12 protein-coding genes and 1 pseudogene are annotated in these 10,235 nt (G+C 52.7%); 9 read left to right on the forward strand and 4 right to left on the reverse strand.

The window, feature by feature from the left end:
- Positions 1-31: 31 nt before the first annotated feature.
- From ACA108_13215 to ACA108_13245, 7 genes and pseudogenes are all read left to right on the forward strand, one after another.
- Positions 32-1,345 (forward strand): tyrosine-type recombinase/integrase, encoded by a 1,314-nt coding sequence (locus ACA108_13215; protein XEX94359.1) that lies wholly within the window; start codon positions 32-34, stop codon positions 1,343-1,345.
- Complete coding sequence (locus ACA108_13220; protein ID XEX98103.1) at positions 1,324-2,097, forward strand: DUF72 domain-containing protein; 774 nt, start codon at positions 1,324-1,326, stop codon at positions 2,095-2,097. Before ACA108_13215 ends, ACA108_13220 begins: the two co-directional genes overlap by 22 nt.
- A gap of 67 nt (positions 2,098-2,164) precedes the next feature.
- Positions 2,165-2,560 (forward strand): MAPEG family protein, encoded by a 396-nt coding sequence (locus ACA108_13225; protein XEX94360.1) that lies wholly within the window; start codon positions 2,165-2,167, stop codon positions 2,558-2,560.
- Positions 2,561-2,598: 38 nt separating this feature from the next.
- Complete coding sequence (gene cmoA / locus ACA108_13230; protein XEX94361.1) at positions 2,599-3,342, forward strand: carboxy-S-adenosyl-L-methionine synthase CmoA; 744 nt, start codon at positions 2,599-2,601, stop codon at positions 3,340-3,342.
- A complete protein-coding gene (cmoB, locus tag ACA108_13235; GenBank protein XEX94362.1) occupies positions 3,339-4,310 on the forward strand; it encodes a tRNA 5-methoxyuridine(34)/uridine 5-oxyacetic acid(34) synthase CmoB in 972 nt (323 codons plus the stop codon). The genes cmoA and cmoB overlap by 4 nt, the downstream gene beginning before the upstream one ends.
- A gap of 552 nt (positions 4,311-4,862) precedes the next feature.
- Positions 4,863-5,132, forward strand: a complete 270-nt coding sequence (locus tag ACA108_13240; GenBank protein ID XEX98104.1) for a tyrosine-type recombinase/integrase — start codon at positions 4,863-4,865, stop codon at positions 5,130-5,132.
- 87 nt (positions 5,133-5,219) lie between these two features.
- Positions 5,220-5,461: pseudogene (locus tag ACA108_13245) on the forward strand (DinI-like family protein).
- A 543-nt stretch (positions 5,462-6,004) separates the two neighbouring features.
- On the opposite strand, the gene ACA108_13250 reads toward ACA108_13245, so the two are convergent.
- Positions 6,005-6,145, reverse strand: a complete 141-nt coding sequence (locus ACA108_13250; GenBank protein ID XEX94363.1) for a hypothetical protein — start codon at positions 6,143-6,145, stop codon at positions 6,005-6,007.
- Positions 6,146-6,149: 4 nt separating this feature from the next.
- Positions 6,150-6,611: a hypothetical protein gene (locus tag ACA108_13255; GenBank protein ID XEX94364.1), complete on the reverse strand. Its 462-nt coding sequence runs from the start codon at positions 6,609-6,611 to the stop codon at positions 6,150-6,152.
- A gap of 328 nt (positions 6,612-6,939) precedes the next feature.
- Between ACA108_13255 and ACA108_13260 the strand changes: the two genes are divergently transcribed.
- Positions 6,940-7,380, forward strand: coding sequence for a pyocin activator PrtN family protein (locus ACA108_13260; protein XEX94365.1), 441 nt, complete (start codon positions 6,940-6,942; stop codon positions 7,378-7,380).
- Between the two features lie 195 nt (positions 7,381-7,575).
- Here the strand turns inward: ACA108_13260 and cutC are convergent, their stop codons facing one another.
- The gene (cutC, locus tag ACA108_13265) at positions 7,576-8,325 is read right to left on the reverse strand and encodes a copper homeostasis protein CutC (protein XEX94366.1); all 750 of its coding nucleotides are present in this window, start codon (positions 8,323-8,325) and stop codon (positions 7,576-7,578) included.
- Positions 8,326-8,415: 90 nt separating this feature from the next.
- Here cutC and ACA108_13270 point away from each other — a divergent pair, with 90 nt between their 5' ends.
- On the forward strand, positions 8,416-9,555 hold the full coding sequence (locus ACA108_13270; GenBank protein XEX94367.1) for a MalY/PatB family protein: 1,140 nt from the start codon (positions 8,416-8,418) through the stop codon (positions 9,553-9,555).
- On the opposite strand, the gene ACA108_13275 is transcribed toward ACA108_13270, so the two are convergent.
- Positions 9,550-10,119 (reverse strand): VOC family protein, encoded by a 570-nt coding sequence (locus ACA108_13275; GenBank protein ID XEX94368.1) that lies wholly within the window; start codon positions 10,117-10,119, stop codon positions 9,550-9,552. The genes ACA108_13270 and ACA108_13275 overlap by 6 nt on opposite strands.
- Positions 10,120-10,235 lie beyond the last annotated feature (116 nt).

Here is a 10,235-nt window from a genome sequence, read left to right on the forward strand (position 1 = left end):
TCACATTGCTCTTGGGCGTCTGGAGGAATCGATGGATAAAGTCACATATCCGACAGGCGTTGAAAACCACGGTGGCAAATTGCGCATCTGGTTTAGCTATAAAGGTAAGCGTGTCAGGGAAAACCTTGGTGTTCCAGACACCGTTAAGAACAGGAAGATCGCCGGTGAACTGCGGACATCAGTATGTTTTGCCATCCGAACAGGAACCTTTGATTACGTAGTACAGTTTCCTGACTCACCTAACCTCAAGACTTTTGGGGAAGGTAAAAAAGAAATTACAGTGAAAGAGCTTGAAGTTAAGTGGCTGGATCTGAAAAAGATGGAAATATGTTCGAACGCGCTCAATCGTTACGAGTCGATCGTAAGGAATGTAGTGCCAAGGATCGGGGGGGATAGACTGGTTACCGCAGTGACCAAAGAGGAATTGCTGTATATCAGGAAAGATTTGCTGACCGGTCATCAAACACGATCGCATTTGAAATCCCCAGCCAAGGGGCGAAGTGTTGCTACTGTGAATTATTACATGACAACAATCTCCGGGATGTTCCAGTTTGCCACTGAGCATGGCTACTTAAAGGCAAATCCCTTTGATGGAATTAAGCCGCTAAAAAAAGCCAGGGCAGAACCAGATCCGCTAACTCGTGACGAATTTATCCGCCTGATAGATGCATGCAGGCATCAGCAGACGAAAAACCTGTGGTCATTAGCAGTGTACACAGGGATACGTCACGGAGAGCTGGCCTCCCTGGCTTGGGAAGATATCGATCTTAAAGCGGGAACAATTACCATCAGGCGCAATTATACAAAGCTGGGCGATTTCACTCTACCAAAAACAGAGGCGAGCACTAACAGGGTGATACACCTTATCCAGCCCGCAATCAGCGTCCTGAAAAATCAGGCAGAAATGACGAGGCTAGGTAAGCAGCATAGCATCGATGTCCACCTCCGCGAGTATGGACGAACGGAGATCCATGACTGTACATTTGTCTTTAACCCACAGTATGTAAGACGGTGTAAGCATGTCGGGTTTATCTATAAGGTTGATTCGATAGGCGACTCATGGGACGCGGCGCTGAAGCGCTCAGGGATAAGGAGCAGGAAGGCGTACCAGTCACGGCATACTTATGCATGCTGGTCTTTGTCTGCAGGTGCAAACCCAAGCTTCATTGCCAGCCAGATGGGACATTCAAGCGCCCAGATGGTTTTCAATGTATACGGGGCATGGATGGCTGACAGCAGCACAGAGCAGATCGCGATGCTAAATCAGAAGCTGAGCGATTTTGCCCCACAGATGCCCCATAGCCTACACGGCAGCATGAGAGCATCATTAAAATCAGTAAGTTAAATACGATTACCCGACATGTCAACTGTGTGGAAGGTAACACCACGCTTTATGCCCTGCCGAAAGCGGAAATCGTTCTGCGCTGGCGCGAACAGACCAGCGACGAGTTCCGCTTTTGCTTTAAATTCCCGGCGACGATTTCCCACCACGCGGCGTTACGCCAGTGCGGCGATCTCACCGCCGAATTTTTTGACCGGCTTTCCCCATTAGCAGATCGTATCGGTCAATATTGGTTACAGCTTCCCGCAACCTTTGGCCCAAAAGACCTCCCGGCGCTGTGGAACTTCCTCGATACATTACCGAAGGATTTCACCTATGGCGTGGAAGTGCGCCATCCATCATTTTTTGATAAAAGCATCGATGAGCAAGCACTGAACCGAGGCCTGCACGAGCGAGGCGTCAACCGCGCGATTCTGGACAGCCGCCCGGTGCACGGTGCAAAGCCCCACAACGAAGCGATTCGCGAAGCGCAGCGCAAAAAGCCGAAGGTGCCTGTTCATGCACTCGTCACCGCAGCCAACCCGCTGGTGCGTTTCATTGGCAGCGACGACATGCAGCAAAATCTGCACTTCTTTAAGGTCTGGCTGAACACCTTGCCCAAATGGGCGGAAAAATCCACGCCGTTCCTTTTCCTGCATACGCCCGACATTGGTGAATTGCCGGAGCTTGTCCACACCCTGTGGCCTGACCTGCAGCAGGCCTTTCCCGACATCGGCAACGAACCTGCCATTCCCGGTCAGGAGTCGTTGTTTTAGGAATAGCGACAGCCATTTTCAGCGCTGCTATCATAGGGTCCTCGCTGTAGTTCTAAAGGATATAGGTATGGTAAGCGCGCTCTACGCCGTGCTGGGTGCTTTGCTACTGATTAAGTTTTCTTTTGATGTTGTTCGCATGCGTTTGCAGTACCGCGTCTCCTACGGCGATGGGGGTTTTAGCGAACTCCAGAGCGCCATTCGCGTGCACGGCAACGCGGTGGAATATATTCCCGTCGCGCTGATCCTCTTATTGCTGATGGAGATGAACGGCGCGGAGACCTGGATGGTGCACGTGTGCGGCATCCTGCTTATCGTTGGTCGCCTGATGCACTACTACGGATTCCATCACCGTCTGGTGCGCTGGCGTCGTTCCGGCATGAGCGCCACCTGGTGTTCGCTGTTGCTGATGGTGCTGGCTAATCTGTGGTATATGCCGTGGGAGTTGGTTTTCTCGCTGCATTAACGCAAAATACGCCCTTTCGAATTTCCCGGATATAAGTGATGTCTGACCGCGATATGCTGTTTTCCGCACCTATCGCCCAGCTGGGCGACTGGACCTTTGATGAACGCGTGGCGGAAGTGTTCCCCGATATGATCCAGCGCTCGGTGCCGGGTTACTCCAACATCATCTCGATGATTGGCATGTTGGCCGAGCGCTTCGTCACGCCCGCAAGCCAGGTTTATGACCTGGGCTGCTCGCTGGGTGCGGCAACATTGTCGGTGCGTCGTAATATTCAGCACGACGGCTGCAAAATTATCGCCGTAGATAACTCCCCGGCGATGGTCGAACGCTGTCGTCGCCATCTGAACGCCTTCAAGGCGCAGACGCCGGTGGATGTTATCGAAGGTGATATCCGCGATATCCCTATCGAAAACGCCTCCATGGTCGTGCTGAACTTCACCCTGCAATTCCTCGAACCAGATGACCGCCAGCTGCTGCTGGAAAAAATCTATCAGGGCCTGAACCCTGGCGGCGCGCTGGTGCTGTCGGAAAAATTCAGCTTTGAGGATGACAAAGTCGGCGAGCTGTTGTTTAACATGCACCACGACTTCAAACGCGCCAACGGCTACAGCGAGCTGGAGATCAGCCAGAAGCGCAGCATGCTGGAAAACGTCATGCTCACCGACTCCGTAGAAACTCATAAAAAACGTCTCAAGCAAGCCGGTTTTGACCACGCGGAACTGTGGTTCCAGTGCTTTAACTTTGGCTCTTTAGTGGCACTGAAATCTGGAACCCCGGCATGATCGACTTTGGTAATTTTTATCAGCTTATTGCAAAAAGCCCGCTGGCCCCGTGGCTGGAAACCCTGCCCGCGCAGATCGCCACCTGGCAACGTGAGAATCTTCACGGTCAGTTTAAGCACTGGTACAACACGGTAGAGTATCTTCCGGAGCTGACTCCGTACCGTCTGGATTTGCTGCACAGCGTCACCGCCGAATCGCAGACGCCGCTGAGCGAAGGCCAGCGTCTGGGCATTGAGAAACTGCTGCGCAACCTGATGCCGTGGCGCAAAGGCCCCTACTCGCTTTACGGTGTGGACATCGACACCGAATGGCGCTCCGACCTTAAATGGGATCGCGTTCTGCCGCACATCTCCCCACTTGCTGGCCGTACTATTCTTGACGTGGGCTGCGGCAGCGGCTATCACCTGTGGCGCATGATTGGCGCGGGTGCGCACCTGGCCGTGGGTATCGACCCGATGCAGCTGTTTGTCTGCCAGTTTGAAGCGGTGCGTAAGCTGCTGGGCAACGACCAGCGCGCTCACGTGCTGCCGCTGGGCATCGAACAGCTTCCTGAGCTGAATATCTTCGACACGGTATTTTCAATGGGCGTGCTCTACCATCGCCGCTCGCCGCTGGACCATCTTTATCAGCTAAAAAATCAGCTGGCGAAAGAAGGCGAGCTGGTACTGGAAACGCTGGTGGTGGAAGGTGACGAGAACACGGTGCTGGTGCCTGGGGAACGCTACGCGCAGATGCGTAACGTCTACTTTATTCCGTCTGCGCTGGCGCTGAAAAACTGGCTGGAAAAATGCGGCTTTGTCGATGTGAAAATTGTTGACCACTGCTATACCACAAGCGAAGAACAGCGCCGCACCAGCTGGCTGACGACTGAATCCCTGGCCGACTTCCTCGACCCGAACGATCCCACCAAAACGATCGAAGGCTACCCTGCCCCGCTGCGCGCCGTACTGGTGGCCCGCAAGCCTTAACTCAAGCCCCGGTAAAACACCGGGGTTTTACATTACCTTTAAATTGCAATAAATTTAATTTTCAAGTAGATATGTGACCAAACTGGATACATAACCAGTGATTATTGTGCATTGTAGGTCATTTGAGTGTATTTTTTGCCTTCAGCCCCCCCGCACCCCATATGGAGGCCTTTTCATGGCATTTTTCACGGTTGAAAAAACGGCTCAGGTCCGAAGGTACAGCTCGTTATCGCTGTACTGTAGGTGTAAAAAACGGAGGCAGGTACATTTATCGTGAGAATAAAACTTTCTCAAAGCAAACCCTTGCTAAGTCGTGGGGGACAAAGCAAAGACAGCCTATAGCAAAGCACCATTTGTCGGCATTTTCTTACTGTCAGTTCTGACCTGCACCCGCATCGGCGAGCTCAGCAGAATAAGGTGAGACGATATTGATGAAACCCAGCGCAGCGCGCTTGTACGCGATAGGAACGACCCTAAAAAAAAGTGGGCAATCAAATGGTGGTTCCGCTTTTAGGTGAAGCCTGGACATTGTACAAAGGCAACCCAAAACTGATGACCTACTTTCCTTTCCGCGAGCGGAGTATTACCCAAACTTATCGTAATGCTCGCGATGAACCAGGTATTAGCGATCTTCGATATCACGACTTACGGCATGAAGGTGCGAGCAGGCTGTTTGAGGCTGGGTTCAGTATTGAAGATATAGCCCAGGTTACAGGGCATCAGTCACTGAGCTCGCTATGGAAGGTTTACAGAGTCACGCTATGGAAGGTTTACAGAGTAATGTGCCCAAACATACTCCATGAGAAATTCGACCGGCTGTAAAACAAAATATGTTTTCTTAAATTTTAGCTTGCTTAAACTTCGATCGAAAAAGTCTGTATATAAACACAGCATAAAGAGGAGTGAGCTATATACGTTGAACTTGTTTATGGAAACGCAATGTGAAAAGTTTGCCGGGTGCTAAAGAGATCATCCTCGCCAAGCTGACGAAGCATGTGCAGGGTGTGTTTCCGTCCGCTGAGGTGCGCGTTAAGCCAATGCAAGCCAATGTGGTGAACAGCGACTGCACCAAAATAGAGAAGGAAAAGCTAAACCGGCTAATTGAAGTAATGTTTGAAGAGGCTGATATGTGGCTGGTTAGCGAGCATTGAGATTGCCCACATAGTCTATGCGGTTACTGTCTTTTTAATTTTATCTTACTTTCCGACAGCTTCTTAACGCACCTGAAAGAGCGGTCGTTAACAAGCTGCATATCCTGCCCATGTAGCTTGTTATTTTCATTGTCCTTTTTCATAGTCCCTTTTCATACCGTGATTATAACCAACGATTACAACCCGCACATTTTGATATGGATAATTACCAAATAAGGTAGTTAAGTGGTAACCACAGCGAATGGCACGCTTTAGTATTTGTCTTGAGAGAACATTGCGTGAAAACCTCAATTGCCATAATGGCAGCGCCCACTGTCCGATGGGCGTTTTTTTTAGAATTATGGCCAGGGTGAGGAGTTTATATTACCGCTCGACACGGAATATAAATTCACATCACCCCGGCCGCCAATAATGGCAGAACGCAGGAAAGGAACCTGTCAAATTTCCGCTTAAATGGTCTGCGTTCTGTCGCCAGATATGGCAGGGGTGGCTTCAGTTGGGTTAACGTCTGGAAGCTGGTCAAAACTCCACCCCTGCCATTTCCTACACTGCGTACATCTCTGCCACGCCATACTGTCCGGCTACTGCATTCGCATAAATCTTAGGCCCCTGTTTCGTATTGTCGTTTGTCGACGCGGTAAACGGATACCATGTCCCGCCAACCATCACTTCGCAATCAACCATCGAGTTATCCTGCGCAGAGTAACGACAGTTGCGGATACGTTCGCTGGCGACAGTCGCCTGAAGTAGATGTGCGGATAACGGATAAGCCCCCTCCCGAACTGCCAGACGCTGTGGCCGGATAGCCTTGCCTTACCAGCACGCTGGGGGCAGCAACATTAGTGATGAGTGACACCTCAACCACGGTAAGCGGCACCGTGCCATCCAGTGCAATAACTGGCGGCGTATCGCTATAGCCCCCGTCATATGTCCAGTAGTTGCCACTGCCACAGAATGTGACGTAGAAAGACTCACCGGCGGTGATAACCAGGCGAATAACAGATGCCGGATTAGTGCTGTACAGGCTGTTTGTGAATGTGCTCATGTCTACGCTCGTCGCCGCACTGATGTTCAGCCTCCAGGAGAGCTCACCGCTGCTTTGCGGGGTTACCGTTTCTGTGGTGACATCGAGAGAGCGGTTGTACTGCACATTGCCACTGTTCCCGGTGCTCAATCCATCAAATGGCACGCTATTTGTGATCGCTCACAGCTGAAGAGTGAACACGTTAACACCCTGGATGGTTTTTTAGAGTTGGCCCGCATGGCCGGATACAAGGTTGAGGAGTGAGAAATGATCACCAGCCAAACTAAAACAGGTATCGAGGCAGCATTTAGCCACCCTCTCCGCCCGGTGTACGTCGTGACGCGTCAAGGCAGCCATAAACGCTGCCGAGCCGTAGCGCGGCCCTGAACAACCTGGCGCACTAATGACCATTCATGTTTTCCACCTGGTGGGAAGCGAAACTCAGCACCCGGATATGCCAGTACAGCGCGCCGGGCTGATCGTCCACCAGCCAGGACAGCCAACAGAAGCCTACCTGTCGGCACATGCCCGCTGCGCTCGCCGTATTCGTCGCCTGCTGGCCCGACAGTGCGAGATCCGGCAGTGGCAGGAAAAGCGTTTGGCGCAGTGTGAGGTGGATATGAATACAGTATTTTTATTGCTTGCGGAATTTAGTATTCCTATGATTCTCCTCGCAGTCGTCTCTGAAAAATATTTTGGCGTGACGGTGGCACCAGCAGAAAAGAACGCGCTGCCAGGAGAACTTCCCATCGCTACATTCCGTGCACCGGAAAGCCAGAAAGCGCCGCGGATGATTCATGTACAAAACCTGGCCGATCATATCGACCAGCAGCAGAAAAAGGGCCAGGAACTGTTTGAAAAGATGAAAAACCGGATAACAGCAAACGTTCACTAATAGTGTGATTAAGTTTTAATAGTGTGATTAAGTTTTATTCAGGATTTTTTATTGCAGCCTTTCGCACCCCAACAGCACCCCTGGTGTATTTAACTTATTGAATTACATAAAAAAAGCCCCGGTAAAGCACCGGGGCCTGGTACGAGCAAACATCACATTGGGCGACATGATGCGCGGTTAAAAACCTTTGGCATATCAGACAGCCGTTTTCGCGGCGGTCAGTACGGCTTTCATTGCTGCCACCACGTCGCCATCTACGCAGTAGCGGTTAAATTCATCGGCTTCGGCATCGGCACTCATCGAGACACCCGCCTTACGGTAGCGCATCACAGAAGCAACGTACTTTCCTGCGGAGCTGTGCACCTCATCAACCCCTTGCTCAACAAACTTTTGCAGGTTGCTCAGGCGCACGCCAGCACCGGCCATAATGATTGGAGCACGGGATTGCTGTTTTAGTTCCCTGAGTATTGAAAGTCCTGCTTCGGCGTTCTGCTGCTGTCCTGAAGTCAGAATGCGCGCCACGCCCAAATCGGTGAGCTGGTTCAGCGCAAGGATGGGGTTATGGCACATATCGAAAGCGCGATGAAAGGTGACCGCCATGCCGTTGCAGGCGTCCATTACCTGCCGCATACGAGCCAGATCGACATGCCCTTCTTCATCCAGCAGGCCGATAACCAGACCGGGGAAACCCAGTTCGCGAATAAAGGCGATATCTTCCAGCATGGTGGCGAATTCGCCTGCGGAATAACAAAAATCGCCGCCACGGGGGCGAATGATGGGATGAACAGGAATAGAAACCCGTTGCTTAACTTTGCGCAGTACGCCTGCCGACGGCGTCAGCCCCCCTTCTTTGGGTGCCGCACATAATTCAATGCGGTCGGCACCGGCCCGTTCTGCGGTCAGCGCGCAGTCTATCCCATAGCAGCAAATTTCCAGCAAAGCCATTGATTGCTCCTTAAAAATCTTCAGGCTGGCTGTTGTTTCAGCGATCCGGAGTGGTAATCTGAAACAACGCACATAACGGGGTAAATTATCATGGCATTCAATTTTGACGAAGGGATCGACCGCCGTCACAGCGACTGCAAGAAATGGCACAAATTTGGTGAGGACGTTTTACCAATGTGGGTAGCTGACATGGATTTTCGTTCGCCGGACTGCATTATTAGCGCGCTTCACCAGCGCGTGGCACACGGCGTCTTTGGCTACGGTGACGTCCCGCGCGAGTTAATTTCTACCGTGGTAGACCGGATGGCCAGCCGCTACCAGTGGAACATCAGGCCTGAATGGGTCGTTGTGCTGCCGGGAGTAGTGGCCGGGTTAAATCTCTGCGTGCGGGCTTTTACCAGCGCGGACGAAAGCTCCATTGCCCCAACGCCAGTTTATCCACCGTTCAAAAAATCTGCCGTGCTTGCCGACCGCGCCCAGCTAAACGCCCCGCTGCGCCTTGAGAATAATCGCTGGTTAATGGATCTCTCTTCCCTTGCATCCCAGCTTACCGGCAAAGAAAAACTGCTGATGTTGTGCAACCCGCAAAATCCCGGCGGCACCGCGTATCGTCGTGAGGAGCTGGAGCAGCAACTGGCCTTTGCCCGGCAGCACGACATGATTGTCTGCTCGGACGAAATCCACTGTGATTTGCTGCTGGAGCCGGGCGTAAAGCATGTTCCGTTTGCAACGCTAAGCGAGGATGCGGCGCAGCGGTCGGTCACGCTTATCTCGCCGTCTAAAACTTATAATATTGCGGGCCTCGGCGCCTCCATCGCCATCATTCCTAACCCTGACCTGCGCAGGCGCTTTAACAAAATTCGCGAAGGGATTGTGCCGAGCGTGGATATCCTGGCGTTAACGGCGGCTAATGCGGCCTGGCGCGAAGGCGATGCATGGCTAGAAGCGCTGCTGCCGTATCTGCGCCGCAACCGCAACAGGCTGGTGCAGGCCGTAAATGGGCTGGCCGGGCTGGAGATGGTCTCGCCGGAGGCAACCTATCTTGCCTGGATGGATGCCAGCAAACTGGGGGTTGAGAACCCGGCGCTCTTCTTCCAGAAGGCCGGGCTTGGCTTCTCGCCGGGCAGCGAGTTTGGCGACGCTAATTTCGTGCGGATCAACTTCGGCTGCCCGGCGTTCATGCTGGAAGATGCCATCGGGCGCATGCAGATGGCGGTGAATGGGCTATAGCCCCGCCTGCTCGCTGGCGACGATCTCTTCAATACTCCACGGATGGAATTTGATGGTCACCTTGCCGTCCGTCACCGCAAGCGTCGGGTTCGGCAAACGCTCGTGCTCCCCTTTCGGCGAGCTGGTTTTCACCGAAATGCCCGTCTGGCGCAGCCCGGCGTCGGAAAGCAGCTCGAGCGCGCGGCTGTTCAGCGTTTCCGGTTCGCCGGGCAGCACAATTTCAACGTGCTCCCAGCCTTCGTGCGGGTAGCGCTTTTCGCCCGGCCACGGCAGCTCAACAATCGTAAACTTCCAGTGCTCCACGCAAACCGGCTCGGCCAGGCGAAACAGGCAGATGGGCCGATCGTTGATGATATTTTCCGACAGCAGCGTCCCGCATTGTTCCAGCCCCTTCCGCCAGCGCTCCGCCGTCGCGTTCTGATGGCAGCGCAGGGAAACGTGATCGGCCTCAAGGAGTGAGAGATCCAGATCCAGCCGCGTGGCAAGTTCCGTTAACGCTTTTGTAAAACGCGGGAGATCCGCTGAAATATCATTCAGTTCTGCAATTGTCTGCCAGTTGGCCATGGTCTTGTCCTCGGGAACCTGAAGGGCGCTAATCTACCTTTTAAAATCGCCGCCACCAACCCTGCAGGTGCCGCTTCGCTGCTGAATGGTTATTCACTATACCGTTGAGTTTAGTT

The sequence above is a fragment of the Dryocola sp. LX212 genome, from assembly GCA_041504365.1.
Classification (GTDB): Bacteria; Pseudomonadota; Gammaproteobacteria; order Enterobacterales; family Enterobacteriaceae; genus Dryocola.